Annotated in this window: 20 protein-coding genes; 15 read left to right on the top strand and 5 right to left on the bottom strand. The window is 73.5% G+C overall.

What is annotated here, in order from left to right; genetic code table 11:
- Positions 1–390 precede the first annotated feature (390 nt).
- The 3 genes from ACIF9R_RS28360 (at position 391) to ACIF9R_RS28370 (ending at position 3,370) form a co-directional block, all read left to right on the top strand.
- Positions 391–2,049: a catalase gene (locus ACIF9R_RS28360; protein ID WP_399985215.1), complete on the top strand. Its 1,659-nt coding sequence runs from the start codon at positions 391–393 to the stop codon at positions 2,047–2,049.
- 390 nt (positions 2,050–2,439) lie between these two features.
- On the top strand, positions 2,440–2,763 hold the full coding sequence (locus tag ACIF9R_RS28365) for a hypothetical protein (RefSeq protein ID WP_399985216.1): 324 nt from the start codon (positions 2,440–2,442) through the stop codon (positions 2,761–2,763).
- Positions 2,764–2,836: 73 nt separating this feature from the next.
- Positions 2,837–3,370, top strand: coding sequence for a DoxX family protein (locus tag ACIF9R_RS28370; protein WP_399985217.1), 534 nt, complete (start codon positions 2,837–2,839; stop codon positions 3,368–3,370).
- Between the two features lie 162 nt (positions 3,371–3,532).
- Here the strand turns inward: ACIF9R_RS28370 and ACIF9R_RS28375 are convergent, their stop codons facing one another.
- Complete coding sequence (locus ACIF9R_RS28375) at positions 3,533–4,903, bottom strand: trypsin-like serine protease (RefSeq protein ID WP_399985218.1); 1,371 nt, start codon at positions 4,901–4,903, stop codon at positions 3,533–3,535.
- A 692-nt stretch (positions 4,904–5,595) separates the two neighbouring features.
- Between ACIF9R_RS28375 and ACIF9R_RS28380 the strand changes: the two genes are divergently transcribed.
- The 7 genes from ACIF9R_RS28380 (at position 5,596) to ACIF9R_RS28410 (ending at position 15,671) form a co-directional block, all read left to right on the top strand.
- Positions 5,596–6,186, top strand: coding sequence for a hypothetical protein (locus ACIF9R_RS28380; RefSeq protein WP_399985219.1), 591 nt, complete (start codon positions 5,596–5,598; stop codon positions 6,184–6,186).
- Between the two features lie 28 nt (positions 6,187–6,214).
- The gene (locus ACIF9R_RS28385; protein ID WP_399985220.1) at positions 6,215–10,555 is read left to right on the top strand and encodes an HAD-IC family P-type ATPase; all 4,341 of its coding nucleotides are present in this window, start codon (positions 6,215–6,217) and stop codon (positions 10,553–10,555) included.
- A 476-nt stretch (positions 10,556–11,031) separates the two neighbouring features.
- Positions 11,032–12,105 (top strand): zinc-dependent alcohol dehydrogenase family protein, encoded by a 1,074-nt coding sequence (locus tag ACIF9R_RS28390; RefSeq protein WP_399985221.1) that lies wholly within the window; start codon positions 11,032–11,034, stop codon positions 12,103–12,105.
- Between the two features lie 137 nt (positions 12,106–12,242).
- Positions 12,243–12,842 (top strand): hypothetical protein, encoded by a 600-nt coding sequence (locus ACIF9R_RS28395; RefSeq protein ID WP_399985222.1) that lies wholly within the window; start codon positions 12,243–12,245, stop codon positions 12,840–12,842.
- A 240-nt stretch (positions 12,843–13,082) separates the two neighbouring features.
- Positions 13,083–14,738 carry a SulP family inorganic anion transporter gene (locus tag ACIF9R_RS28400; protein WP_399985311.1) on the top strand — a complete coding sequence of 552 codons (1,656 nt, stop codon included), beginning with the start codon at positions 13,083–13,085 and terminating at the stop codon, positions 14,736–14,738.
- Positions 14,735–15,172 carry an ATP-binding protein gene (locus ACIF9R_RS28405; protein ID WP_399985223.1) on the top strand — a complete coding sequence of 146 codons (438 nt, stop codon included), beginning with the start codon at positions 14,735–14,737 and terminating at the stop codon, positions 15,170–15,172. Before ACIF9R_RS28400 ends, ACIF9R_RS28405 begins: the two co-directional genes overlap by 4 nt.
- Positions 15,173–15,320: 148 nt before the next feature.
- Positions 15,321–15,671, top strand: coding sequence for an ArsR/SmtB family transcription factor (locus tag ACIF9R_RS28410; protein ID WP_399985224.1), 351 nt, complete (start codon positions 15,321–15,323; stop codon positions 15,669–15,671).
- Positions 15,672–15,904: 233 nt separating this feature from the next.
- Here ACIF9R_RS28410 and ACIF9R_RS28415 read toward each other — a convergent pair whose 3' ends face one another.
- Positions 15,905–16,555, bottom strand: a complete 651-nt coding sequence (locus tag ACIF9R_RS28415) for a class I SAM-dependent methyltransferase (protein ID WP_399985225.1) — start codon at positions 16,553–16,555, stop codon at positions 15,905–15,907.
- A gap of 108 nt (positions 16,556–16,663) precedes the next feature.
- Here ACIF9R_RS28415 and ACIF9R_RS28420 point away from each other — a divergent pair, with 108 nt between their 5' ends.
- Positions 16,664–17,116, top strand: coding sequence for a flavodoxin family protein (locus ACIF9R_RS28420; protein ID WP_399985226.1), 453 nt, complete (start codon positions 16,664–16,666; stop codon positions 17,114–17,116).
- 112 nt (positions 17,117–17,228) lie between these two features.
- Here ACIF9R_RS28420 and ACIF9R_RS28425 read toward each other — a convergent pair whose 3' ends face one another.
- The gene (locus tag ACIF9R_RS28425; protein WP_399985227.1) at positions 17,229–18,314 is read right to left on the bottom strand and encodes a YihY/virulence factor BrkB family protein; all 1,086 of its coding nucleotides are present in this window, start codon (positions 18,312–18,314) and stop codon (positions 17,229–17,231) included.
- A gap of 106 nt (positions 18,315–18,420) precedes the next feature.
- Here ACIF9R_RS28425 and ACIF9R_RS28430 point away from each other — a divergent pair, with 106 nt between their 5' ends.
- From ACIF9R_RS28430 to ACIF9R_RS28440, 3 genes are all read left to right on the top strand, one after another.
- The gene (locus tag ACIF9R_RS28430; RefSeq protein ID WP_399985228.1) at positions 18,421–19,053 is read left to right on the top strand and encodes a GNAT family N-acetyltransferase; all 633 of its coding nucleotides are present in this window, start codon (positions 18,421–18,423) and stop codon (positions 19,051–19,053) included.
- Positions 19,054–19,490: 437 nt separating this feature from the next.
- A complete protein-coding gene (locus ACIF9R_RS28435) occupies positions 19,491–21,491 on the top strand; it encodes a DUF1996 domain-containing protein (RefSeq protein ID WP_399985312.1) in 2,001 nt (666 codons plus the stop codon).
- 238 nt (positions 21,492–21,729) lie between these two features.
- Entirely contained in the window at positions 21,730–22,308 is a 579-nt protein-coding gene (locus ACIF9R_RS28440) for a hypothetical protein (protein WP_399985229.1), read from the top strand.
- 105 nt (positions 22,309–22,413) lie between these two features.
- Here ACIF9R_RS28440 and ACIF9R_RS28445 read toward each other — a convergent pair whose 3' ends face one another.
- Positions 22,414–24,987: a SpoIIE family protein phosphatase gene (locus ACIF9R_RS28445; protein ID WP_399985230.1), complete on the bottom strand. Its 2,574-nt coding sequence runs from the start codon at positions 24,985–24,987 to the stop codon at positions 22,414–22,416.
- A 165-nt stretch (positions 24,988–25,152) separates the two neighbouring features.
- On the opposite strand from ACIF9R_RS28445, the gene ACIF9R_RS28450 reads away from it, so the two are divergent.
- Positions 25,153–25,737 carry a hypothetical protein gene (locus ACIF9R_RS28450; protein ID WP_399985231.1) on the top strand — a complete coding sequence of 195 codons (585 nt, stop codon included), beginning with the start codon at positions 25,153–25,155 and terminating at the stop codon, positions 25,735–25,737.
- Positions 25,738–25,765: 28 nt separating this feature from the next.
- Here the strand turns inward: ACIF9R_RS28450 and ACIF9R_RS28455 are convergent, their stop codons facing one another.
- A complete protein-coding gene (locus tag ACIF9R_RS28455; protein ID WP_399985232.1) occupies positions 25,766–26,431 on the bottom strand; it encodes a GAF and ANTAR domain-containing protein in 666 nt (221 codons plus the stop codon).
- Between the last annotated feature and the right edge of the window lie 160 nt (positions 26,432–26,591).

Here is a 26,591-nt window from a genome sequence, read left to right on the forward strand (position 1 = left end):
CCTCCGCCGTTCCCGGCGCCGGGCGCTCCCTTCTTCGTCGCCGTGTGCCACCGCCGCCGGCGGGTGCCCGCCCGCGGCGGTGAAAGCCCGTTTCCCTCCGTACGTCACGGACCGGGGTGCGGTGGACGCACCGCGAAGGGGGGATCCGGAGCACGAAGCCGACGCCCGCGCTCACCCGTGCCCACCGACGCCGCCGTAGCCCATCGACCGGATGGCGTACGGCCGCTCCACGGGCCCGTCCGACGGTGGCGTCCGCCCCGGTGCCGTTCGCACGGTTCGCCGGCGGCATCCGCCGTGCCTTCGAGTCGCAGCCCGCCGTGATGCGCGGCAGCATGACCCCCGTACACACGCGACCGGGGGGACGACGAGCAGCGCAAGGAGCCCACCAACATGACGGACGTTTCGAGCCGGGGCCCCGCTCCGGGCGACGACCGCAAGGTACTGACCAACCGGCAGGGTCATCCGGTCTACGACAACCAGAACCAGCGCACGGTCGGCGCCCGGGGCCCCGCCACGCTGGAGAACTACCAGTTCCTGGAGAAGATCAGCCACTTCGACCGGGAACGCATCCCCGAGCGCGTCGTGCACGCCCGCGGCGTCACCGCCTACGGGTACTTCGAGGCGTACGGGAAGTGGGGCGACGAGCCCATCTCCCCGTACACCCGGGCCAAGCTCTTCCAGGAGCAGGGCAAGCGCACCGACGTCGCCGTGCGCTTCTCCACCGTCATCGGCGGTCGCGACTCCTCCGAGGCCGCCCGTGACCCGCGCGGCTTCGCCGTGAAGTTCTACACGGAGGACGGCAACTGGGACCTCGTCGGCAACAACCTGGGCATCTTCTTCATCCGGGACGCCATCAAGTTCCCCGACGTCATCCACGCCCTCAAACCGGACCCGGTGACCTTCGAGCAGCAGCCGCGGCGCATCTTCGACTTCATGTCGCAGACGCCCGAGTCCATGCACATGCTGGTCAACCTGTTCAGTCCGCGCGGCATCCCGGCGGACTACCGCCACATGCAGGGCTTCGGCGTGAACACCTACAAGTGGGTCAACGCCGCCGGCGACACCAAGCTGGTCAAGTACCACTGGATGCCCAAGCAGGGCGTGCGCTCCATGACCGAGGAGGACGCCGCGAACGTGCAGGCCCACTCCCTCGGCCACGCCACCAAGGACCTGTACGAGGCGGTCACCCGCGGCGACCATCCCGAGTGGGAACTGCTCGTCCAGATGATGGACGACCACGACCACCCGGAGCTCGACTTCGACCCGCTGGACGACACCAAGACCTGGCCCGAGCAGGACTTCCCGCCGAAGCCGGTGGGCCGGATGGTGCTGAACCGGATGCCCGGCAACTACTTCGCCGAGAACGACCAGATCTCCTTCGGCACCGGCGTCCTCGTCGACGGCCTGGACTTCTCCGACGACAAGATGCTCGTCGGCCGGACCTTCTCCTACAGCGACACCCAGCGTCACCGGGTCGGCCCGAACTACCTGCAACTTCCGGTCAACCAGGCCAAGAACGCGGAGGTGCACACCAACCAGCGGGACGGCCAGATGGCGTACCTCGTCGATGACTCCGGGGCGAACCCGCAGGTCAACTACGAGCCGTCGATCACCGGCGGTCTGCGTGAGGGCGAGTACCCGACGCACGACGACCAGGGGCCGGAGATCGTGGGCCGGCTCACCCGCAAGCGCATCCCGCGCACCAACGACTACCTCCAGGCAGGCCAGCGGTACTGCCTGATGGAGGACTGGGAGCGCGACGACCTGGTGAAGAACTTCATCGAGCTGTTCGCCCAGTGCGACCGCCAGGTGCAGGAACGCATGCTCTGGCACTGTCTCCTGGCCGAGAACGACCTCGGCCGCAGGGTCGGCGAGGGACTGGGCATCACGCCCGAGGAGGTCGCCCACCTGGAACCCCTCGCGGGCCAGGACCTCACGGAGGAGGACCGCAAACGGCTGGCCAGCCTCGGCGACAACCCCCCGCGCGACGTGGAGGGGCTCACCATGACCCACTGCGTGCCCGACGCACGGCATGTGGTGACCCGCTGAGCGGTCGGACACAGGCAGCCGCGCGGGCCGACGCGAGCACCCGCTCGGCGTGGCCGCGGCCGAACGGCACGGCGTGCACCAGCAGCGGGAACGGCTGGTGCACGCCGACGCGTGTCCCCGACCCGCCGGCGAGCGCCCCGCCGGGACGATCGGCCGGTCGTGCCCCCGTCGGCGCCCTGGGCACACGGCCGTTCCCCGGGTCCCGTGCAGCCGCGCGGCCCGGCCGGAGCGTTCCGCCGTCACAGACCCGCTCGACGCCCCCCACCCGGGTCGGCGTGCCCACGTCGACCGCCCGGCGTACCGGCCCGACGGCCGCCGAACGCTCACGCGGGACGGTGAAATCCCGGCGCCCGCCGATCGGACCGGGCCCCGCCGGGGGAGCACTGGATCATGACGAGTACACCGTTCCAGCGCACCCTCACTCTGCCCGCCTCGCTCTGCGAGAACGCCGCACAGCACCTGGAGCAGGCCGCCAGGCGGACGGTCGACGGAGCCGGAATCCCACTGAAGGCGTTCCGCGCGGCCGCCGACAGCGACTACACCCTCCCGGTCTCCGTGGTCGAACAGGCGGCGGGCTGTCTGCTCGTCCTGGCCACGGAGATCGCGCAGACGGTTCGCCCCTCGGTCCTGCGGACCACCATCGGCGTCGCCCTGTGCCTGCGCGACGCCGTCGAGGCGGTCCACCAGCCCGCGCTCACCACCCGGTTCTGGTGACGGCACGCCGATTGCCCCCGCACCTCGGGGGAACCCGGCGCGTTCGCACCACCGACACTCCCAGGAGCAGTCCATGAGTCTGTTGCGTGTCCTCGGCCGGCCGATGCTGGCGTCGATGTTCCTCGCCGGCGGGCTGGATTCCCTTCGCCACCCCCAGACCGTCGCAGGCGTCGCGGAGCCCGTCGTACGGCCCGTCACCGATCGGGTCCCGCTGCTGCCGGACAGCACCGAGGACTGTGTACGCCTCAACGGCGCCGTCCAGGTCGTGGGCGGGCTGCTGCTGGCGACCGGACGCCTGTCCCGTCCCGCCGCGCTCGCCGTCGCCGTCACGCTGATCCCCACCACGCTGGCCGCGCACCGCTTCTGGGCGGAGGAGGACCCCGATCAGAGGGTCCAGCAGCGCATCCACTTCCTGAAGAACCTCTCCATGCTCGGCGGTCTGTTGATCGCCGCGGACGACACCGGATCCGCTCCCTCCCTGCTGTGGCGCGGCCGGCACGCCGCCCACGACCTGCGCCGCGACGCCCGCCTGGTACGCCGCTCCGTGCGGGCCGGCGCCGCCCCCGCCACGATGACCGGCTGGGTCCGGGCCAAGCTGTCCTGCTGAGGCACCGGCCGCGTCGGCACTCCGCCGTCCCGCATCCGCCGCTCGCGCGCCCCCGACACGCTCCCCGTTACGGCGTACCACCTGCTCGCGCAGGAGCGGCGGGAAAAGCGGGGCGCCGGCCACGGCCCCGGGGCCGCGGCCGGCGCCCCGCCGGTCGGACGGTCACACTCGCTGCCACAGCGCCGGGGTGCCGGCGGGCGCCCACGCGCCCTGCGCCTGGTGGCTCTGCAGGCACTGGTACGTCACGCCCTCGCGGGTCACCGTCGCCCCGGTCTCGTAGACCCGGCCGGCCGTCCACGCCTCCGCGCCGTCCTCCTGCGCGCCGGGTGCGGTCTGCGCTGCGGCGGTGGTCAGTGTGAGCCCGAAGTCGCCCAGGATCGGGTTGACCGGCTGGTAGAACGTGGTGCCGCCGCGGGTGCAGTCACCGGAGCCGCCGGAGGTGACGCCCTGGGCCTGCGCGCCGGTGACGAACGGCCCGCCGGAGTCGCCCGGCTCCGCGCACACCGTCGTCCGGGTCAGGCCGTCGACCCTGCCCTCGGCGTAGCTGACGCTCGTGTCGTGCTGCTGCACGGTCCCGCAGTGCCATCCGGTGGTCGAGCCGGAGCGGCATACCGATGCCCCGACGAGCGCCTGTGCGGAACCGGTGATCTGCACCTCCTGGCCGTCCTGCGCCTTCACATCGGGTGTGGGCGTCCACCGGGCGTTGGTGGCCACCCACGCCATGTCCTTGCCGGGGAACACGGAGGCGGCGAAGACGCCCTGCGCGGTGCCGTCGTAGCCCGTGGTCGTCGCGCCCGGACTGCCGCAGTGCCCGGCGGTGACGAAGCCCGCCTGCTCGCCCCGGGTGACGGAGAAGCCGACGGAGCAGCGCGCGGAATCGTTGATGTAGAAGGCGTCACCACCGGTGATGTCCTGCAGCAGCCGCGGCCGTTCGGCCGTCACACGGACGCCGACGTCCTCCCCCTGGAGCCCGGCGGCTCTGATGAAGGCGGTGCCGGCCGACCGGCTGGTCGCCTCCACCGTGATCCGGTTCTTCGCCACATCGATGTACCAGACCGGTGTGTCGAGGGTCGTGCCCCGGGTCGCCGCCGTGTCCAGTCTCCGCTTGGCCGCCCGCAGTTCGGCCAGAGTCCACCGGACCACCTTCGCCGTGGCGCCCTGGGCCTCGATGGCCGCCACGTCCCCGGCGCCGGTGGTGGCGACCGTGAGTTCCCCGGAAGTGTCGCCCCGCACCCAAGCCCCGGCGAACCGCTCTCCCAGGGCGTTGCGCAGCCGGCCCGCGCGGGTGCCCGCCTCGGCCTCGTTGACCAGCCGCTCGGAGGCCTGCTGCGAGTTCAGTCCGAGGTCGCGTCGCAGCGCGCTGAGCAGATGGGGCGACGGGCGGTCGGCGCCGAGGGTCTGGGCCGCGCTCGGCTTAGGACCCGCCGCGGGCGTGGGGTCGGCCGCCGCGGTGGAGGGGAGTGCGGCGAGGACGAGGGCACCGAGTGCGGTGAGGGCGGTGCGGCGCGCGGTCCGGACCTGGCGTGTGGCCATGCGGTACGTCTCCTTCGTCAGGGCGGCGAAGCCGCCGAGGAGACTTAGGCCTTTCCGGGCGCATCCGACGCGATGTCAGGACACGCCGGAGTTAGCGCTTTGGAGACATGAACGGACGCCAAGTGCAGTACGGACGTACGACGGCGGACACCCGGACGGGTCAGACGGGCACCGGACCGGGCCGGCCGGCCTCCGTGACGAAGGAGACGGCAGCCGAGACCGGAGCACCCGGCGTCGTCACGGCCGGGACGGCCCGGAAGCCGGCGCGGGGCAGGGTCCCGGGCCGGCTCGACGCGCACCCAGCCGCGCCGGCCGTCGTGGAGCCTGGATCGGCCCGCCGTCGCCTCCCGCCCGGGGCCGTACCTCGTCCGGACCAGCCGGCGGTGGCGCCTCTCCCGGGGCGTCCGAGGCCGGACGGAGGTCCGGGAACGCCGTGCGCCGGGCGGGCGTCGTGTCCCCGTCGTTCTCCGTCATGACCACTCCCTTCGCCGGCCGGACGGTCCGGTACGGCCGCTGGTCCGGGCCCTCCGCCCCGGACGGCCCTGTGCGGGCCCGGTAGCCGGAGTGCCCGCTCCGGCACGGACACGGGCGCGAAGAGGGCCCTCCGCGGACGGCGGTGAACCGGCTCGGACGTCCTGGAAAAGCGCTCGGGCCGGTATCGGTCGAACATGGGGCAAACGGTATATATGCCTATGGGTTCCCTGAGGGTCGCGCTCGTGGAGGTCGACATGGACCAGGACACGTCTCGTTCACCGGATCTTCCGCAGCCCCTGCGGGCGGTGGCCTCCGGCCTGCGCCGGCTGCCGGGTGCGGAGCAGGTGGAAAGGGCGGCGGGCGGCGCCCTCGACACGATCGGCGCGGTGTCCCCCCGCGGGCGCCGGATCGCCGTCTACACAGGGGCGGGGGTGCTCGGGGTGGCCGGGATCGTCGAATGGCCGGTGGCGCTGGCCGGGGCGGCGGTTGCCTGGTTCACCCGGCCGCGTCCCGACGGCGAACCGGCCGACCGGCCGCCGGCCGTCGCGGACGGCCGGCCGGAGGCGCCGGACCGGGGACTCCCGCGGGGCGGTCCGGGCGCCGGCTCCGAGCCGCCCGAGGGCCCCGGCGACCGGCTCACCCCCTCCCGCCGCACGACCGGCCGGACCGACCGCCCGGTGCACGAAGAGCCCGCGAAGGTCGGCGACACCGCCACCGCCGCGGGCTTGAAGCAGGTGGCCGAGGCCACCGCGCACCACGGACCGCCCACCACCCCCGCGCGGCCCCGCGACGACCGGCACACCCGCTGAGCCGGCCACGATCACAGGACCCTCAGAGATGCTCGCACTCTTCGACGTCGCCCCTCTCGCCGGTGCTGTCGCGGGAGCCGCCGCCGGCGCCGCGCGCGGCGCCGCACACGGCATGACGTCCGTCCACGACACGACGCGCCGGATCGGCCACGTGGCCCGCGGCGCCCTCGGCGGTGGCCGGCACTGGCGGGCCGGATCCCGCGTCCACCTGGCACTGCGCAGCCCGGACGGCGAACTCGCCCCGCTCGCCCGCAAAGCGGCCGCCGAACTCCTCGACCACCCCGACGTGCTGACCGCCTACTGGGACGACGGACTGTCCCGTCTCGTGGTGACCGCGCTGACGGACGCCGCCGGCGACCGCGTGAGCGAGCACGCCATCGCGCTCGCCGCCCGCCTCGGACTGACCGAGGACGCGGATCCCGAGGAGGCGGACCCCGAGGAAGAGACCGGGACCGTCCACCCCGGCGACCCCCGCGACGTACGGATCGCCGCCGCCGCACTGCTGCTGGACGCCGCAGGCGCCGCCGGCGCCCTGGCGGGCCGGTCCCTGCGCCTGCCCCGCAGCCCCAAGGCGGTCACCGCCGCCGTCACCCTGCTGCGCGAGAACCCCCGTTTCCGTGCCCTGCTGCGGCAGCGGTTCGGCCGCAGCGGCATGGAACTCCTCCTCGCCGCCGCCAACTCCGCCGCCCACGGCGCCGGACAGTCCCCCGTGTCCCTCGTACTCGACGGGCTGCTGCGCGCCGGCCAGCTGACCGAGGCCGCCGCCCGGGCGGCGGCCTTCGAGGCCCTGCACGACGACCTCTGCCTCGAACGGCGCACCAGCATCCCCGGCCCCGCCGGCATCCGCCCGCTCCTGCGCGTCACCCCGGCCCAGGCCTACGCGGCCCACGCCGGCACCGGCAGTGTCGCGGGTGCCGCCGCCACGCTCCTCGTCACGCACAACGCCGCGGAGACCGCGGAGGCGGTGCTGGCCGGATCGCCCAAGGCCGCCCGCTACGGCCCCGCCGCCTTCGACGCGCTCCTCGGCGCCCGTCTCGCCGGGTCCGGTGTCCTCGTCCGCAGCGGGCGGCGACTGTGGCAGCTGGAGATCGCCGACTCCCTGGTCCTGCACGCCGACGCGCTGCGCGGACCCGCCCCGTCGGCCGGCCCGGCCGTGTTCCACGACCCCGTCCACCCCTGCGCCGAGGCCGTCCTGGACGCCGCCCGCCGGGCGGGGCTGCACGTCGTGATCACCGGCGGCTCCGATCTGCGGGACATCACCCGCCTCGCCGACGAGGTCGCCCCCGCCGACCTGCCGTTCGGCGACGTCGTACGGGCGCTGCAGAACGACGGGCACATCGTGGTGAGCGTCGCCCGGGTGGCCGCGCGCGGGAACGACGACGTGGCGGACGGCCTGCCCGCCGGTGACGTGGCGATCGCCCTCACCGACGCCGGCTCGGCGGTCGTCTGGGGCGCCGACGCCCTCGCCACGGGCGGACTGGAGGACGTCTGGCGGCTGCTGACGGCGATTCCGGCGGCCGGCCGGGTCGGCCGCCGTTCGCAGACCCTGGCCCGGGCGGGTGCCGCCCTGTCCGGGCTCATGGTGGCCCGTGGCGGAACTCCCGGCGGCCGGGTCTGGCAGCGGCTCACCCGGCACGCCCCGGTGAACATCGCCGCGGCCGCCGCCCTGCTCACCGGCTGGGCCGAGGCCGTGCAGGTGGCTCGCGCGGCACCGCCCGAGCCCCGGCTGCACGTGCCCTGGCACGCCCTGGAACCCCACCAGGCACACGACCTGCTGCACGACACCCGCACCGGCACCGCACCCCGAGGGCTCGCCCTGCTCACCACCCGTACCCGCCGGGGAACGGCACGGCTCGCCCGTACGCCCGTCCTCGGCCCCGCCCGCTGGACCTGGCAGGCGGCCGGTGCCGTCCGCCGCGAACTCGACGATCCGCTCACCCCCGTCCTGGCCACCGGGGCGGTCGCCTCGGCGCTGCTCGGCTCGCTCGTCGACGCGCTGCTCGTCGTCGGCGCCATGGACATCAACGCGGTGGCGGGCGGGCTCCAGCGGCTGCGCGCCGAGCGGGCGCTGGCCCGGCTGGCCGCCCGGCAGCGTCCCAAGGCACGCCGGCAGGACGCCGACCGCCGCACGGTCACCGTGGACGCCGCCCGGCTGCGACCGGGGGACCGGATCACCCTCGGGGCCGGAGACGTCGTACCGGCGGACGCGCGGCTGCTGGAGGAGGACGGGCTGGAGGTCGACGAGTCCTCGCTCACCGGCGAGTCCCTGCCCGTGACCAAGGGCCTCGAACCGACGCCCGGCGCGCCGGTGCCCCGGCGGACCTGCATGGTCTTCGAGGGCACCACCGTGGTGGCAGGCCGGGCCGGCGCGCTCGTGGTGGACACCGGCGACCGCACCGAGGCGGGCCGTGCCGTCGCCCTGGCCGCCCGCACCCCGCCGCCCGCCGGAGTCCAGGCACGCCTGCAGGAACTGACCCGCAAGGCCCTGCCCGTCACCTTCACCGGCGGGGCGCTGGTGACCGGGCTGTCGCTGCTGCGCGGCAGCCCGGTCCGGCGGGCCGTCAGCGGCGGTGTCGCCGTGGCCGTCGCCGCGGTCCCCGAAGGCCTGCCCCTCGTCGCGACCGTGGCCCAGATGGCGGCCGCCCGCCGGCTGTCCCGGCGCGGTGTCCTGGTCCGCACCCCGCGCACCCTGGAGGCGCTCGGCCGGGTCGACACCGTCTGTTTCGACAAGACCGGCACCCTCACCGAGAACCGGCTCCGGCTGGTGCGGGTGGCCACCGCCGACGGCACCGTGCTCACCCCGGGCGCCGACGACGCCGGACCGGTCCTGCGGCCGGCCGCGCGCGCCTGCCCGCAGGAGGAGACCTCCGAAGGACGCCGGGTCGCCCACGCCACCGACGAGGCGGTCCTCGACGCCGCCCCGCCCGACCCCGCCTGGACCGCCGAGGGCGAACTGGCCTTCGAGGCCAGCCGCGGCTACGCGGCGGCCGTCGGCCGGGAAGGAGGCCCGGACGCCCCACGGCTCCTCGTCGTCAAGGGGGCCCCGGAGACGGTGCTGCCCGCCTGCCGGAACCTCCCCGACGAGGCGGCCGGGACGGCCCACACCCTCGCGGGACAGGGGCTGCGCGTCCTCGCGGTCGCCCACCGCCCGTGCCGGGGGTCCGACACCGACGCCGAACTCGACGCCGAACTCGGGGACCTGGAGTTCGCCGGGCTGATCGCCCTCGCGGACGTTCCGCGCGACACCTCACAGGAACTGCTCACCGCACTGCGCCGGACCGGCATCCTGCCCGTCATGCTCACCGGCGACCATCCGGAGACCGCCCGCGCCATCGCCCTGCAACTGGGCTGGCCGGAGGACACCGAAGTGGTCACCGGCGACGAACTCGTCGCCATGGGCCGCGGGGACCGGGTCCGCGCCCTGCACGGCGCCGGGGTCGTCGCCCGGGTCGCACCCGAGCAGAAGCTCCATGTCGTGGAGGCACTGCAGCAGGCCGGCCGGGTGGTGGCGATGGCCGGTGACGGTGCCAACGACGCGGCCGCCATCCGCGCCGCCGACGTGGGCGTCGCCATCCAGTCCCGCGGCTCCGCCGCCGCCCGCAACGCCGCCGACATCGTGCTCACCACCGGGGACCTGTCCGTCCTGGTGGACGCCGTCGGCGAGGGCCGCGCCCTGTGGCGCAGCGTCGCCGACGCGGTGAGCATCCTCATCGGCGGCAACGCCGGCGAGGTCGGCTTCAGCGTGCTGGGCACCCTGCTCGCCGGGTCCTCACCGCTGTCGACCCGTCAACTGCTCCTGGTCAACCTGCTCACCGACATGTTCCCCGCCATGGCGGTGGCGGTGACGCCGAGCGACGACCCGTCGACGGCGGCGCACGCCGCGACCGGTCCGATGGGCCTGGACGTCCTCGGAACGCCCCTGCTGCGCTCCATCCGGCGCCGGGGCGTCACGACGTGCCTCGGCGCGGTCACGGCCTATCTGTTCGGCCGCCTCACCCCCGGTACCGAACGCCGCTCCACCACGATGGCGCTGTGCGGAGTGGTCGGCGCCCAGCTGGTGCAGACCCTCTCCGGACGCCGCCACAGCCCTCTGGTGTGGGTGACCGCCCTGGGCTCCGCCACGGTGCTCGCCGCCCTCGTCCAGACACCCGGCGTCAGCCACTTCTTCGGCTGCACCCCGCTCGGTCCCGTCGCCTGGCTGGGCATCGCCCTCGGCATCGGCCTGTCGGCGTTCGCCCCGCGCCTGGAACGCCTCGAAGCGGTACGGCACCTGTACGACCTTCTCGCCCGCCTCGTCCTGCGCCTGGGCGACACCGTGCGCCACACCCGCCACCTGCTGCACAGCGGCATCGCCCGCCCGGTGGCGTGAGCCCCGAGGGGCGCGGGATTCCGCGGCCGGACCCTTGGGGGTACGAGGGCGCCTGTGGGCGGAGTCCGCTTGAGGCGCGGGGCTGTGCCGGCTCGCCGCGAGGCCGCGAGGGCGCCCGGTGGGTGGAGTCCCGGGTGGGGTGGTGCGGGTCCGCCGGGTGGGTGTTTGGGTGCCGGTGGCCGGAGCCCCGACGGCGCGGGGAACCGCGCGGACGGGGATGCGGGGGGCGGAGCCTCGAGGGAGGACGGCGGGGCGTGACACGGGGGGCCGCGCACGGCAGCGTGCACCGGCCCATCGGCGCCGGGCCGCGTGCCCGCGCGGCCGGCCCGTGTGCCGTTCCCCGCCCCGAGCGGATCCGCCGACCTGCGCCCAGACTGGAAGTGCAGGGCGGCCCCGGCACCCACCCGGGTCCCGCCGACGCAGGTGGGCACGTCCGGTGCCGGGGCCCGCCGCGGAGCGAGAAGGGTGAGATCGGCATGAAGGGCTATGTCTTTCACGGCCCCGGGCAGTCCGCCTGGGAAGAGGTTCCCGACCCGGACATCAAGGAACCCGGCGACGCGATCGTACGCGTCGACGCCGTCACCATCTGCGGGACGGACCTGCACATCCTGAAGGGCGACGTGCCCGAGGTCCGCCCCGGAACCGTCCTCGGCCACGAGGCCGTCGGCGAGGTCGTCGAGATCGGCGGCGACGTGCGCACCGTACGCCCCGGAGACCGCGTCCTGGTCTCCTGCATCACCGCCTGCGGGCGCTGCGGCTACTGCCGCGAGGGCATGTACGGGCAGTGCCGCGGCGGCGGCGGATGGATCCTCGGCCACCGCGTCGACGGCACCCAGGCCGAGTACGTACGGGTCCCGTACGCCGACCTCTCGGTGCACCCGCTGCCCGGCGCCGTAGCGAGCGAGGACGCCGTGCTGCTGGCCGACATCTTCCCCACCGCCTACGAGGTGGGGGTGCTCAACGGGCGGGTCCGCCCCGGTGACACGGTCGCCGTGGTCGGTGCCGGGCCCGTCGGGCTCGCCGCGATCGCCGCCGCCCGGCTGTTCTCGCCCGAGCGCATCGTCGCCGTGGACCTCGCCGCCTCCCGGCTGCAGGCGGCGAAGGAGTTCGGCGCCGATGCCGTGGCCGACGCGAGCGAGGCACCCGAGCAGCTGATCGCGGACCTCACCGGCGAGCTCGGAGCGGACGTGGTCATCGAGGCGGTGGGCCTCCCGGAGACGTTCGAGTTGTGCGCCCGCATGGTGCGCCCCGGCGGACATCTCGCCAACGTCGGGGTGCACGGCGCGCCCGCCACCCTGCATCTCGAGGATCTGTGGATCAGGAACCTCACCCTCACCACCGGGCTCGTCGACACCCACTCCACCCCCACCCTGCTGCGGATGGCGGCGGCCGGCCGGCTGCCCACCCGCCAGATGGTCACCCACACCTTCCCGCTCGACCACATGCAGGAGGCGTACGACGTGTTCGGCAACGCCGCCGAGACAGGGGCGCTCAAGGTCGTACTCGGCGTGCCGCAGCACGAGGTGGTCCCCGTGCACCCGACGGTGTGAAAGCCCCGGTCCGGCGGCACGCGGTCCGTCCGGCCGGGCCCGGAACGGGCCGTTCGGCCCCTGCCTGACCGGGGGCCGAGGGGTCACCCTGGAGGAGTGGCGTCGTCGGGCACCCGCGTGTGAGGAGGTGACCTCCCATGTCGACAACGCAGGGCGCGAGGCCGCACAGGGTGCGGTTGTGGCGGTGGCGGAGGAACCCGCTGCGCCGCCGCAGCGATCTGGTCGAGGCCTGGCTGATGCTCGCCACCTTCGTCCTGGCCCTGCTGATCGGGGTGTTCGCCGGAGTGGCCGCGGCCGTCGTCGTGGACGGGTCGATCGAGGACCGCCGCGAGCACACCCGCCCCGTGCCGGCCGTGCTCGTGGAGGACGCCGCCCATGCGCTGCCCGCGTCCGTGGCGGAGGACGGCGACGGGGGTGTCTGGGCCAAGGTGCGGTGGACCGCCCCCGACGGCACCAGTCGTACGGGCCGGGCGGAGGTCGAGGCGGGGGCGAAGGCGGGCGCCGCGGTCACGGTGTGGAACGACCCCGAGGGCCGGCTCGCCTCCGCACCGCCCGAGGGCGCGGACGCACGGTTCCAGATCGTCATGTCCGGCCTCACGGTCTCGGTCGCCGCCGGGGGACTGGTCGTACTCGGCGGATGGATCGTCCGGTCCCGGCTGCAGTGGCGGCGGCTGGCCGATTGGGAGGCCGAGTGGCAGCGGGTCGAACCGTCGTGGCGGAAGCGGATGACCGGCTGAAGCGCTGAGCCGGCCATACCGGCTGACGACGAGAGAGGCCGCGCACGGGACGGTGGCGCTTCGTGACGCGTCAGGGCGGGGTGCTGAACTGCTGAATTGCAATTTTTCGCAATTCATTACATGCTGGATTCAGCATCCAGTCGCGAGCGAAGTCGAGGAACCGTGTCCGTACCGTCGCCGCAGTCCGGAGTCCGGTCCCGGATCACCTCACTGCTGCCCACCCGCGCCGACCTGGACCAGATGCGGCGCCGTCCCCGCCGGGACCTGCTGGCCGGCCTGACCGTCGCGGTGGTCGCCCTGCCGCTCGCGCTCGGCTTCGGAGTCTCCTCCGGGCTCGGTGCCGAGGCGGGGCTGGCCACCGCCGTGGTCGCCGGAGCCCTGGCCGCCGTGTTCGGAGGCTCCAACCTCCAGGTCTCCGGGCCGACCGGGGCGATGACGGTGGTCCTCGTGCCGATCGTCGCCCAACACGGGCCCGGCGGTGTGCTCACCGTCGGGCTGATGGCGGGCGTGATCCTGGTCGCCCTGGCGTTGCTGCGGGCCGGGGGCAGCATGCGGTACGTGCCCGCCCCGGTGGTGGAGGGCTTCACGCTCGGCATCGCCTGCGTGATCGGACTGCAGCAGATCCCGAACGCTCTCGGTGTGCCCGAGCCCGAGGGCGAGCGAGTCCTGGTGGTGGCCTGGCGGGCGGGCCAGGAGTTCGTCCGCGCCCCCAACTGGACGGCGCTGGCGCTGGCGTTCGGGGTGGCGGCCATGATGCTGCTCGGGGCGCGCTGGAAGCCCACCATCCCCTTCTCCGTCCTGGCGGTGATCGTGGCCACGGTCGTGGCGCAGGTCGCCGGCCTGGACGGGGCGCGGCCGATCGGGGACCTGCCCCCCGGTCTGCCCGCCCCCTCGATCTCCTTCGTCGACACCGCCGCGCTGGGCAGCCTGGTCGCGCCCGCCCTGGCCGTGGCCGCGCTCGCCGCTCTGGAGTCGCTGCTGTCCGCTTCCGTCGCCGACGGGATGACGGTGGGACAGCGGCACGACCCCGACCGCGAACTGTTCGGCCAGGGCCTCGCGAACATAGCCGCCCCGCTGTTCGGCGGCGTGCCCGCGACCGGCGCGATCGCCCGCACCGCTGTCAACGTCCGCTCCGGCGCGACCTCCCGGCTGGCCTCGCTCATGCACGCCGCGGTCCTGGCGGTGATCGTCTTCGCGGCCGCCCCACTGGTGTCGCGGATCCCGCTCGCCGCCCTCGCCGGCGTGCTGCTGGCGACCGCGGTCCGCATGGTCGAGGTCGGTTCGCTGCGTGCGATGACCCGCGCCACCCGCTCCGACGCGGTGATCCTGGTCCTGACCGCCGCCGCGACTCTGGTACTCGACCTCGTCCAGGCGGTGATCATCGGTCTCGCCGTCGCCGGTGTGCTCGCGCTGGGGGCGGTCGCCCGCCAGGCCCGGCTCGCGCCGCTGCCGCTGGACCGGGGCGATCACACGGAGGAGGAGCACGAACTGCTCGCCGAGCACATCGTCGCCTACCGCATCGACGGCCCCCTCTTCTTCGCCGCCGCGCACCGGTTCCTGCTGGAGCTGACCGAACTCGCCGACGTCCGAGTGGTCATCCTGCGCATGTCCCACGTGAGCGTCGTCGACGCCACCGGGGCCCTGGTCCTGAAGGACGCGGTGACCAAACTGAGACGGCGCGGCATCCTCGTCCTGGCCTCCGGTATCCGCCCGGCCCACCGCCGCGCCCTCGCCTCCGTCGGCGTCCTGGAACTGCTGCGGGACGAGGGCAGGGAGTACGCCACGACACCCGAGGCGATCGGCGCGGCCCGCGCCCATCTGGAACGCAGCGGTGTTCTGCGGGGTGCCGCCGTGCCCCGGGCCACCGTGCCCACACCCCACCGGGAGGCGCCGTGACCTCGGCACTGGGAACGCTGCCGCACCGCCATGTGCTCACCGTGCCCACCGGGCCCGGTGCCGTACGGCTCGCCCGCGAAACCGCCGAACTGGCGCTTGCCGAATGGGGCATCGGCGCACGCCACCCGGCGGTGGGCCCGGCGCTGCTGATCCTCAGCGAACTGGTGGCCAACAGCGTCCGGCACACGGCCGGCGTCTCCCCGCAGACCACGGTGGTCTACGCGGCGAGTCCCGACTGCCTGGTGCTCGCCGTGCACGACCGCCATCCCCACCGGCCCCGGTTGTTCGGACCGGACCGTACGGGGCCGGCCGGTTCCGGGCCGGGGGGCCTCGCCATGGTCGTCGAACTGACCCACGGCCTGGGCGGCACCGCCGTGGTCCGGGGCGACGCCGACGGCCGGGGCAAGAGTATCTGGATCACGCTCCCGCTATGAGGCGGCATGCCATGGCCGCCGGAGAGCGGGGACATATGAAGTTGCTAATGTCGGAAAACGTCGAAGCGGGTGTCGACGAACGGATGGGGCGATGGACCGAGGACCGGCTGTCCGGGCCGTGCTGCCGCGCCGGAAAGGGGACGGCACGATGACCACGCCGCTGTACCAGCTGAAGGCCGAGTTCTTCAAAACCCTGGGCCATCCCGCCAGGATCCGCGTACTGGAGCTGCTCAGCGAGCGTGAGCACGCGGTCGCCGAGTTGCTTCCCCAGGTGGGGATCGAACCGGCCCATCTCTCCCAGCAGCTGGCGGTGCTGCGACGGGCGAACCTGGTGGTCGGCCGCAAGGAGGGCTCGACCGTGTACTACTCGCTGACCAGCCCGCACGTGGCCGAACTGCTGAGGGTCGCCCGCACCATCCTCTCCGGCGTCCTCGCCGGCCAGGCCGAACTCCTCGCGGACCTCCAGGCCGCCCAGAAGGAGACCCGGTCCTTGCCGTAGCGGCCCCAGGCCCGCCGTGTGGCCGGGCATGGCCGGGACCTCCGTGCACACCCGCGCCACGTTGCCGGATCAGGACGGACCCCGGACCACGCCGTCCCGGTTCCGGCGGGCGGAGAGGTCCGCCGGCCCCGGCGGGCCGCCGGCCCGCATCGGGGACGGCCGGGATGCCCGGCGGTGCGGTGCCCTCGCCGGGTTCCGCCTCGCCCGGTACGGTCGGCCGCTGCGGGCGTCGGTCAGCCGGCTGTCGTGTCCTCGCGGCGGCAGTGCAGGAAGAGGTGCGGCTCGGGCCGGGCGTCCGGATGCGTCGGGGTGAACATCACGCTCTCCCGCGACTGCACCGTCAGCCCCGCCGCGCGCACGAGGGCGATGAGGTCCTCCGCCGCGAAGCTGGTGACCCGTACGGGCTGCCCCATGAACACCCCGTCGAACTCCTCGACGTCCAGCGGCACGGTGGCCAGCGCGAGCAGGCCGCCCGGCCGCAGCGCCCGCGCCAGCCGGCCCAGGAGCGCGGACTGCTCCGTCCGGGGCATCTGCAGCAGCGAGAAGTACACGCAGACCGCGTCGAAGGAGCCGTCCTCGAGGGCCATCCGCCGGACGTCCTCGCAACGGAACTCGGCCTCGGGCACCTGCCGCGAGGCGATCTCCACCATCACCGGGGACACGTCCACGCCCAGCACACGGTGCCCGGCCGCGGCGAGCACGGCGGCCGTGGGCCGGCCCGTGCCGCTGCCCACGTCCAGCACCCGGCTGCCGGGCGGCAGCCGTTGGAGCAGCCAGTCCAGGGACGCCCGGTGGGCCGCCGAGGAGGCGAACGCCTTCTCGTACTCACTGCCCAGCGCGTCGAACACCGCCGCCGCCGGTGACTCGTGCTCCTCGTCCACCACGACACACCCCGTCTCCGCGTTCCGATGCGGGGCATCGTGCCACCCCTGTCCCCTCGTGACAAAGGCCCCGGGTTGCGGGCGCGGCGATCCGCACGGCAGGGTCGGGGCGTGCCCACTCTGCTGATCGTCCATCACACCCCCTCGCCCAACTGCCAGGCGATGTTCGAAGCCGTACTGGCCGGTGCCACCGCTCCGGAGATCGAGGACGTGCGGGTGGTGAGACGGCCGGCCCTGTCCGCCACCGCCACCGACGTGCTCGACGCCGACGGCTACCTGCTCGGCACCCCGGCCAACCTCGGCTACATGTCGGGCGCGCTCAAGCACTTCTTCGACCAGGTCTACTACCCCTGCCTGGACTCCACCCGCGGCCGGCCCTTCGGCTTCTACGTGCACGGCGGCAGCGATGTCACCGGCGCGCTGCGGGGCATCGAGACGATCACGACGGGCCTGGGCTGGCGGCGCGCCGCGGAGCCCGTACGGGTCACCGGAGAGCCCGACAGAGCCGCCGTCGAGCGCTGCTGGGAGCTGGGCGCCACGCTCGCGGCGGGTCTGATGGGCTGAGACGCCCAGCCCGTCCGCCGGTGCCGCCCGTCCGCCCGTCCGCCGGTGCAGCCGGTGCCGCCCGTCCGCCCGTCCGTCCGTCCGGGAAGTCCGGCGCCTCGGCCGGCGCCCCTCAGGTCTCCTCCGCCCGCCGTCGGTCCTCCTCGTCCCAGGCACGCGTGTCGCGCGGCTGCGTGTACGGCTCCGCCTCCGGCGGATGGCCCCCGGCGATGGCCCGCTGCCGGGCGATCTCCGCGTCGAACTCCAGCCCCAGCAGAATCGCCAGGTTGGTGATCCACAGCCAGATCAGGAACACGATGACGCCGGCCATCGTGCCGTACGTCTTGTTGTACGACCCGAAGTTGGCGACGTACAGGGCGAACCCGGCGGAGGCGAGAAGCCAGATCACCAGTGCCAGGAAGCTGCCCGGGGTGACCCACCGGAACCCCTTGACCTTGGCGTTCGGCGCCGCCCAGTAGAGCAGTGCGATCATGACGGTGACCAGGACGACCAGCACCGGCCACTTCGCGATCGACCATATGGTCAGCGCTGTGTCGCCCAGACCGAGCAGGTCACCCGCCTGCCGGGCCAGCCCGCCGGTGAACACCACGATCAGCGCACTGATCACCGCCATCACCATCAGCGCGACCGTCACCCCGATGCGTACCGGCAGCACCTTCCAGATGGGCCGCCCCTCGGGGATGTCGTAGACCGCGTTCGACGAGCGCATGAACGCCGCCACGTAGCCCGACGCGGACCAGATGGCCAGTACCAGACCGATGATCGCCACCAGCGAGCCGACGCCCGCGTTGCCCTGCAGTTGTTCCACCGCCTGGGTCAGGATGTCGCGTGCCGCACCGGGGGCGGTGAGCTCCTGGAGGTTCTCCACCACCTTGTCCGTGGTGGACTTGCCGGTGAGGCCCAGGATCGACACCAGGGCCAGCAGCGCCGGGAACAGCGCCAGCACGCTGTAGTACGTCAGCGCCGCCGCCCGGTCGGTGAGCTCGTCGTCCTTGAACTCGCGCAGACTGCCCTTCAGCGCCGCGCGCCATGCCCCTTTCGGCAGCTTGGCCGGTGAGTCCGGTGCCGCCCGCTCCACCTCGTCGCTCGGCCCGGGTTCGTCCGGCTCCGCGCGCCGCGCGCCACCCTCCGTGCGGCGCCCGTCCGTCGCGTTCTCGTGGGCCTGCCTGTCGTTCCGGCCCGGGATATGCAGCTTCATGGACATCGAGTAACCAGCGACCGGCATGTCACGCCCGCACGGCGCAGGCCGGCCCCCGGCGGGAAAGGGCTTGTGGGAGCGCTCCCAGGAATGCAGGATGTCCGGCATGACCGAGCCCCCCAGGATCCGCCCGTACCGACGCGAGGACCGGCCGGCCCTCGACGACATCTGCGTGCGCACCGCGCACATCGGCGGGGACAGTCGCCCTCACTTCGCCGACCCCGCCGTCTTCCCCGCCACCTTCGCGGCCCCCTACGTCCATCTGGAACCCGAACTGGCCTTCGTCCTGGACGACGGACGCGGCAGGGCGGTCGGATACATCGTCGGCACCGCGGACACGGTCCGCTTCGCCCGGACCTTCCGGGCCGCATGGCTCCCTCTCGTCGCCGACCGCCATCCCGCGCCGCCCGGGCCGCCGCGGACGCCGGACGAGGAGATCGCCTGGCTGCTGCACCACCCCGAACGGATGATCGTGCCCGAACTGGCGGCCTGGCCCGCCCATCTGCACATCGACCTGCTGCCCGAGTGGCAGGGCCGCGGTCACGGCAGGCAGTTGATGCGGACCTTCCTCGCCGCGCTGCGGGACGCGGGAGTGCCCTCCGTCCATCTCGTGATGGTGAGGGCCAACCAACCCGCCCGGGCCTTCTACGACCGTATGGGCTTCGAGGAGATCGCCGCGCCGATGGACGACTCGGTCGTCTGCCTCGGGCGGACGACGAGCGGTCTCGACCGGCTCTGACGGTCCGACGCCTTCCACGTCGAACGGATCGAACGGCGCCACGGTCCGCCGGGAAGTGGCGCAAACGCACATGGCCGCTCCGCCGCACGAGGCGCATCTGGCAGGCCTCGCACATGGACCAGACCTACTTCCTGTGCAGTGACGTGAACTTCGGCTGAGCCGACCTCACTTCACCGCTCACACCCCAAGTCCTCGCCGGACGCCCCTTGCCCGGCGAGGACTTGAGGCGTCCGGGACTCGCGTTCTCCAGGATTCCGGGAAGAATTCGTGAGGCACGTTGAACGCGCGGTGCTCCGCCTGCGTATGGGGCGTGGGAATCCCATGCCGACCCCCCGCGACAGATGCGTAGGAGTACTACCGTGGCACGCAACACACGCAGACGCCCCAAACAGCGCGCGACGCTCGCCGCCTTCGCCCTGATCCTGGGCGGAGGCGGGATGATGGCGGCCAACGTCTACGCTTCCGCGACGGAAGAGGGCGGGGCGGGTGACGCGCAGGTGCTCGCGGCCGCCACGATCGACTGCCCGGACGTGTCCACCGCCACGCAACTGGCGTCGGTGCCCGATGAGGCGCGGCCCGAGGTGGACAAGGAACTCGCCGCCCTGGACGCGCAGATCGCCGATGCCTACAAGCGGCTCGGGGAGTCCGCCGACGCTCTGCGGCAGGACCCGGGCTTCGCGGAGAACGCGATCGCGGGGCCGCTCGAGGAGAAGCGCTCCGCCACCCTCGCCCGCATCGCGACCGCCGTCGACCGGGTGGGGGACCGGCCCGAGGGTCTCGAGGAACTCGCCGCCTGCGCCGTGCGCGAGTCCGGCAACGCGCCCGCGCAGCCGGACGCCGGGCAGGAGGCCGACGGCAACGAGGGTGAGCAGGCGGGCGACGGCGGCGACGGCCAGGACCAGCAGGACCAGGACCAGCAGAACCAGGGTGACGGGGGCCAGGACCAGGGCGGGAACGGCGGTCAGGCCGGCAACGGCCCCGTGGCCGGCGACTACGTCGACATCGAGAGCGTCCAGCCCAACGTCTCCGCACCGAAGCAGACCGCCAATGCCTCCCGCGGCACCTTCACCAGCGAGTGCGGCGTCAACGAGAACGGTCTGTTCAACTCGGACAACGTGATCGCCGCCCCGGGTGTCTCCAACGGAGCCCACCACTTCCACGACTACATCGGCAACCAGGCCACCAACGCCTTCTCCAGCGACGACGACCTGGCGCAGGCGGACACCACCTGCCAGGACCAGGGCGACAAGTCGTCCTACTACTGGCCGGTGCTGCGTCTGCAGAACGGGGTCGAGGAGCAGGACGCCAACTCTCCGGGCGGCGGCATCGAGGGCAACGCCGGTGAGATCGTCACGCCCAAGGAGGTCACGCTGACCTTCGTGGGCAACCCGCAGGGCGAGGTCACCGCCATGCCGCGGCTGCTGCGCATCATCACCGGCGACGCCAAGTCGTTCGTGAACGGCCCCGGCAACGCCAACGCGTCCTGGAGCTGCACCGGTTTCGAGGACCGTCAGCTGACGGACAAGTACCCGCTGTGCCCGCAGGGCAGTGACGTGGTGCGCACGTTCGACTTCCAGAGCTGCTGGGACGGCCGCAACATCGACAGCGCCAACCACCGTACGCACATGGCGTTCGCGGACGCCCAGGGCACTTGCCCGTCCGGCTTCAAGCCCGTACCGCAGCTGGTGCAGCGCATCGTCTACGACGTCGACGCGCCGAGCCTGAACGACGGCGGGAAGACCACGCCGCTGTTCGCGGTGGACTCCTTCCCGGAGCAGCTGCACAAGCCGATCACGGACCACGGCGACTTCATCAACGTCTTCGACGAGGGCCTGATGAACGAGGTGGTCGACTGCATCAACGAGGGCCGTACGTGTGGTGTCGGCGCCGGTGGTGACGGCGGTGGCAACGGTGACGGCGGCGGTAACGGCGGCGATCAGGGTGAGGAGCCCCAGCAGCCGGAGGACCCCACGGCCACGCCCGACGACCCGGGCCAGGGTGACGGCGGCGACCAGCCCGGTGACGACGGCAACCAGGCCAACGGCGGCGACAAGCCGGGCAACGGCGGCGACAAGGGCGACGGCGGTCAGGAGCAGCCGTCACAGAACCCCGCCGACCCGGCGACCCAGGAGCCCGCGGACGGCGGCGCCACCGCGCAGCCCGGAGTCAAGGCATCGCTCCCGGCCCAGGACGGCAAGGACGCCGGTGCCGGAGACCAGGCCGGCGACAAGGGCGGCAAGGACGACGGCGGCCAGGCGGCCCAGGCCGCCGCGGTGCCCGGCAGCCTCCCGGAGCTCGGGACCGAGGACCGGACCGGCGCACAGGCCCAGGGCGGCAGCCTGGCCGAGACCGGGGCGCAGCTCTGGCCGGCCGCGCTCGGCGGAGTGCTGGTGATCTTCGGGTTCTTCGTCCTGCGGAGCGTGCGGCGAAACGCCTGACCCTCCGCGGTACACGAACGGCGGCAGATCCCCTGGAGGGGGATCTGCCGCCGTTCGTGTACCGGCACGCCGGCCGCTGCTCCGGAGCCGCCGACAGGACTTCCTGATCGAACTGGTCGTACCGCCGCGACATGAACTACCTTTTCCAGACCTGTGATGAACCAAAGGGCCATGTACGGCGTGCAACCGGGCAAGAACTGGCCGCAGCCGAACGCAGCCGGGAAAGGAACAGTGCATCGTGCCCACGGATTACGCATGCCATGCGGCGGCCGAGCAGGCCGCCAACTCACTCGGCCCCGTCTGCGCGGTGCTGGCACCCGAAAGGAACAGGCCCGAGGCCGAAGCCGAGGTGATGCCGGTCATGCTGCGCGACTACCTGGGCGCCGGACGGCCGTCGCCGACCGTCCGGGCCGGGATTCCGGTGGTCGGCGTGGCGAAGGGCGCCATGGTGCTGCGGCTCTGTCTCGACGGGCTGCGCGCGGAGATGGACGGGACGCTGGTGCTGTGGCACGCCGGCCTGCGGCAGCGACTGCCCGAGGTGCTGAGCCAGACCAGGGGGGCGGCGCGGGAGTGGCAGGTCCTCCAGGAACTCCAGTCCGACTCGCAGGACGTTCTCACGTATCTGGCCCGGCGGGACCGGAGCGGCCAGGCGGGAGCCCGTATGCTCGGTGAGCAGGTCGCGCTCATGGAGGATGTCCTGAGCGGGGCGCTGCGACGGCTGTCCGTACCCGCCGGGTCCGCGGACGAGTGCGCGAGCGGCCTCGCGGGGGCCGTCGGGGCACTGTTCGGTCTGAGGTCGTCCCCGGTCGAGCGCTGATCCGTCACAGAGCTTCGCTCTGACCCATGAAGGAGAAGGGCGGCAGCGCCGTGCGCCCACCCGCGGGGTGACGGTGCCGTGCGGCCACCGCCGCCCCGGCCGGTCTCAGCCGCCCGCGTCCCGGTCGTATGCCGTCAGCAGCAGCGCCACGTCGTCCGGGCGGTCCTCGGTCCGGCGGGCCGAGCGGATCAGCCGGTCGGCGATCACTTCGACGGAGTCCGTGGGGCTGTCGGCCAGGGAGCGCAGCACCTCCTGGATGCCGGTCTCGATGTCACTGCCGGGCGTCTCGACGAGCCCGTCCGTGTACAGGGCGAGCACGCTGCCGGGGGCCAGGACCAGCGTGGTCACCGGGTAGACGGCGTCCGGCTGTACACCGAGCATCACACCACCGGGCAGTTCCAGGCTCTCCGCGTGCCCGTCGGGATGGCGCAGCAGCGGCGGTGGGTGACCCGCCCGGACCGCCAGGGCCCGTCCGGTGGCCGGCTCGAGCTCGATGTAGCAGCAGGTGGCGAAGACATCCGTCTCCAGCTCGGCCAGCAGCCGGTTGGTGTGGGTGATGACCTCCTGCGGCGGACGCCCGCTGGAGGCGAAGGCGTGTACGGCGCTGCGCAGCTGCCCCATCACGGCCGCGGCGCCGACGCTGTGCCCCTCGACGTCACCGATGACCAGGGCCACCCCGCGCCCGGTCCGGATCACGTCGTACCAGTCGCCGCCGATGGCCATGCCCTGTGTGCCGGGCAGGTAGCGGCCGGTGGCGCGCAACCGGTCGATGACGGGCAGCCGGTGCGGCAGCAGACCCTCCTGCAGTCCCCGCGCCACGGCGGACTCGGCGTCGTAGAGCCGGGCCCGCTCCATCGCCTGCGCGGCCAGTCCGCCCAGCGCGGTCAGCGCACTGCGTTCCTCCGGCGTGAACCGGTGGTGCGCGTCCCAGCCGAGGATGCAGGAGCCGACCGGATGGCCGGAGGCGATCAGCGGCAGGAACGCCCAGGCGCTCTTCGTGTCCAGGGCGATCTCGGGATAGGCGTTCACCAGCGCTTCCGACGACTCGAAGAACAGCGGGAGGCGGGTGGTCAGCGCGTGCACGCCGGGCAGGTTCGCGTCGAGCGGGACTCCCTCGAACGGGTCGAGGAAGTGCTCCGGGTAGCCGGACTCCCACAACAGGTGCATCCGCCCGTCACGGATCGTGTATAGGGCGATCTCCTGCGCCCCGAACCCGGGCAGCAACTGCTCGGCGACGGCGCGGCACACGTCCCTGACGGTCACGGCCTCGGTCAGCACGCTGGCCATCTGCACCACGTGGTACAGGGCCCCCGCGCGGGTCGGCGCGCCCAGCGCCGACGCCGCCCCGGTGCCCGCGGTAACCGGCTGCGGCACCAGGCCCGGCCCCGCCCCGGCGGGAGCGTCGGTGCGGAAGACACGGCCCGTCAGCCCGTGCACACCCGGGTAGAGCACGAACCCCAGCCAGACGCCGGCGGGGTCCTGCAGCAGGTACGACACCGGTTCCTGGGACAGCATCGCCGCCCGGTAACGGTCCTCGTAGGCGGGATCGCGCAGCCATGGGAGCACCTCCCACGGGTAGTGGCCGAGCAGGCGTTCCAGCCCGCTCCCCAGCAGTTCCTGGCAGCGGCGGTTGGCGTAGACGACCCGGCCGTCCTGGTCGAGCGAGAACAGGCCGTCCGGCAAGCGCTCCGCGGCCTCCGCCGCGGTCACCCCACCGGCCGCGTCGACCAGCGCACCCACCAGGATCCGGGCGGTCCCCTCCACCCGTACCACGTGGCCCCACAGCTCCACCGGCCGGTAACGGGGGTGGCCGTCGTCGTCGGGCCGGTCCAGCACCCTGAAGTGCCGGGCCCTGACCTGGCCGGTGTCTTCCGCCTCCCGCCGGCTCGCCCGGAGTTCGTACAGGTCCTCGGGGCTGATCCGCTCCTCGACCTCCGCCATGGTGCCGCCGAACTCCTCCCGGGTGACGCCCAGCAGGGACAGGGCGTCGTCGTCCCCGGACCAGCGGTCGTGGTCGAGGTCCCACTCGACGATGCCGACCTCCACGGCCAGCGCCGGGGGAGTGGGCAGCCGCACGTTCACCGGCTGGTCGTCGTAGTCGATGCCGTACGCCACGGCGTCCGCGCCCTCCGCGCCGGGCATCCGGCGGGCGAACTCGGCCAGACGCTCCTCCATGTCCCGTCCGGCCTCGCGCAGCGCCGCCCGCACCGCCTGCTCGTCCGCCGGCTCCCGGCTGGCCGAACGCAGCACGGCCAGGACGCCCACGTCCTCGCCGCCGACCCGCACGGGTCGGTAGGCGTGCGCGAACGAGTACGGCAGCGCGGCGGTGAACTGCGGGAAACGCAGCATCGTCGCCCGCTCGTCCGGCAGCCACAGCACCTCGCCCCTGCGGTACGCCTCGGACATGGGCAGGGAGCCGCCCACCGGGATCCGCCACCACGGCTTCAGCAGCGACCTCGGGACGCCGGACACCACGCACAGCACCAGCGAGCGCCGGTCACGCGAGCGCAGATAGACCAGGCCGCCGTACCCGCCGATGTTCCGGACCGCCGCCACGACCGGATCGGCGAGCGCGTCCTCGACGCGGTACTCCGGATGCGCGGTCCGGCTCTCCTCCGTACCCCGGCCGTGCATGCCCGCCGGCCGCTTCCCGTGCGGTACGGCGGCTGCATCATCCATGTCGCGCCCTCCCGGTGCGGACGCACGGGACATCCATTCGGTTGCTACCCCCCAGGATGTGCCATGCCCGCCGGTCCGGCGACCGGCCGGAAAAAGACCGCAACCTTCGGGGCATCCCGCTCGTCTCACCCGATATCAGCAGGATGCGAGCCCAGGGGGCATAAAATGCTTCAACCAAGAACAATCTGCGCGACGGTCGTACTCGCGGGCACGGTGCTGGCGACGGCGGCGGTTCCGGCCGCGGCCGTCCCGGCGGCGCCCGCCCGGGCCGCGGCGGCCTGCCCCACCGGCTGGGGCAGTCTCACCAAATCCGACACCGGCGGCACCGCCACACCGGTACGCGACATCCGGACCGGCCGGCACGACTGCTTCGACCGCATGGTCGTCGACCTCCCCGGCGCCACCACCGACGGCCTCGGCTACTCGGTCCAATACGTCGACCGTCTGTACCAGGACGGATCGGGCCGGCACATCCCCGTGGCCGGCGGCGCCGTCCTCGAGGTGCGGGTGGCCGCGCCCTCCTACGATCCGGAGACCGGCGAGCCCACCTACCCGGCGCGCGCCGGGAACCCCCTGCCCGGCGTGAACCTCACCGGATACCGCACCTTCAGGGACGCCCGGTTCGCCGGCAGCTTCGAGGGCGCGACACAGATCGGCCTCGGCCTGCGCGCCCGGCTGCCGTTCCGCGTCCTCGAACTCCCCGGCCGCCTCGTCATCGACGTCGCCCACACCTGGACGAGCGGCGGCTGACCCGCCCACCCGCGGTCCCGGTCCGCACTCACTTCGCCGCGGTGCCGGTCTCGCAGACCCGGCGCGCCACCTCACGCAGTTTGACATTGGTGCGCTGGGACTGCGTGCGCAGTATGTCGAAGGCCTGATCCTCCGTGATGTGATGCCGCCCCATCAGGATGCCCATGGCCTCGCCGATCAGATGCCGGGTGGCGATGGCCTCCTGCATCTGGGCCTCGGTCACGGCCGTGGAGAAGGCGACCGCGGCGTGGGAGGCCAGCAGCCAGCCCGCCGTCTCGCTGTCCTCGGTGAACACCCCCGGCTTGCGGGAGTACATGTTCAGCGCGCCCAGCTCCTCCTCCCGCGTGTACAGCAGGAAGCCCATCATGCTGCCCACCCCGAGCTCGCGGCAGCGGGGCACGAACAACGGCCAGCGCTCCGGGTCCCGGGTGAAGTCGGGGATGCGGAAGACCCGCTCCGCCCGGTCCGGCCGGGCCGCGTCGAAGCAGGGCCCCTCCCTCAGCAGCCCCTGCAGCCGGTCGCTCTCGGTCACGAGCTGTTCGGTGGGGGCCAGCGAACTCACCCGGCCTTCCCGCAGGACGAGGATCCCGGAGGCGTCGCAGCCGTCGACGAGGTCCACCGCGGAACGCGTGATCTGCTCCAGGGTGGAGTCGAGGGTGTGTTCGGCCAGGAGATCACGGGCCATGGAAGCCATCTGCTGAGCGAATCCCCGCCAGTCCACCGTCCGCCTCCCTGAGGGTCACCGCCGGCACGCACCGGCACACACCGCGTCTACCCCGCCGGCCTGTGCGGCACGCCGGTGAACGGGCCGATCACGGGCAGACGGGCGTACGTGATCTTCGGCGGCCCCCGAC

It is taken from the genome of Streptomyces sp. NPDC086080 (assembly GCF_044540255.1).
Taxonomy (GTDB): domain Bacteria; phylum Actinomycetota; class Actinomycetes; order Streptomycetales; family Streptomycetaceae; genus Streptomyces.

Bases quoted from the DNA above. Each gene is read 5' to 3' on its own strand.
- ACIF9R_RS28445 (WP_399985230.1), bottom strand. From the start codon at position 24,987: ATGGATGATGCAGCCGCCGTACCGCACGGGAAGCGGCCGGCGGGCATG.
- ACIF9R_RS28435 (WP_399985312.1), top strand. From the start codon at position 19,491: ATGATGGCGGCCAACGTCTACGCTTCCGCGACGGAAGAGGGCGGGGCG.
- ACIF9R_RS28400 (WP_399985311.1), top strand. From the start codon at position 13,083: ATGCGGCGCCGTCCCCGCCGGGACCTGCTGGCCGGCCTGACCGTCGCG.
- ACIF9R_RS28385 (WP_399985220.1), top strand. From the start codon at position 6,215: ATGCTCGCACTCTTCGACGTCGCCCCTCTCGCCGGTGCTGTCGCGGGA.
- ACIF9R_RS28375 (WP_399985218.1), bottom strand. From the start codon at position 4,903: ATGGCCACACGCCAGGTCCGGACCGCGCGCCGCACCGCCCTCACCGCA.
- ACIF9R_RS28365 (WP_399985216.1), top strand. From the start codon at position 2,440: ATGACGAGTACACCGTTCCAGCGCACCCTCACTCTGCCCGCCTCGCTC.
- ACIF9R_RS28425 (WP_399985227.1), bottom strand. From the start codon at position 18,314: ATGAAGCTGCATATCCCGGGCCGGAACGACAGGCAGGCCCACGAGAAC.
- ACIF9R_RS28380 (WP_399985219.1), top strand. From the start codon at position 5,596: ATGGGTTCCCTGAGGGTCGCGCTCGTGGAGGTCGACATGGACCAGGAC.
- ACIF9R_RS28395 (WP_399985222.1), top strand. From the start codon at position 12,243: ATGTCGACAACGCAGGGCGCGAGGCCGCACAGGGTGCGGTTGTGGCGG.
- ACIF9R_RS28370 (WP_399985217.1), top strand. From the start codon at position 2,837: ATGAGTCTGTTGCGTGTCCTCGGCCGGCCGATGCTGGCGTCGATGTTC.
- ACIF9R_RS28455 (WP_399985232.1), bottom strand. From the start codon at position 26,431: ATGGCTTCCATGGCCCGTGATCTCCTGGCCGAACACACCCTCGACTCC.
- ACIF9R_RS28430 (WP_399985228.1), top strand. From the start codon at position 18,421: ATGACCGAGCCCCCCAGGATCCGCCCGTACCGACGCGAGGACCGGCCG.
- ACIF9R_RS28450 (WP_399985231.1), top strand. From the start codon at position 25,153: ATGCTTCAACCAAGAACAATCTGCGCGACGGTCGTACTCGCGGGCACG.
- ACIF9R_RS28390 (WP_399985221.1), top strand. From the start codon at position 11,032: ATGAAGGGCTATGTCTTTCACGGCCCCGGGCAGTCCGCCTGGGAAGAG.
- ACIF9R_RS28410 (WP_399985224.1), top strand. From the start codon at position 15,321: ATGACCACGCCGCTGTACCAGCTGAAGGCCGAGTTCTTCAAAACCCTG.
- ACIF9R_RS28360 (WP_399985215.1), top strand. From the start codon at position 391: ATGACGGACGTTTCGAGCCGGGGCCCCGCTCCGGGCGACGACCGCAAG.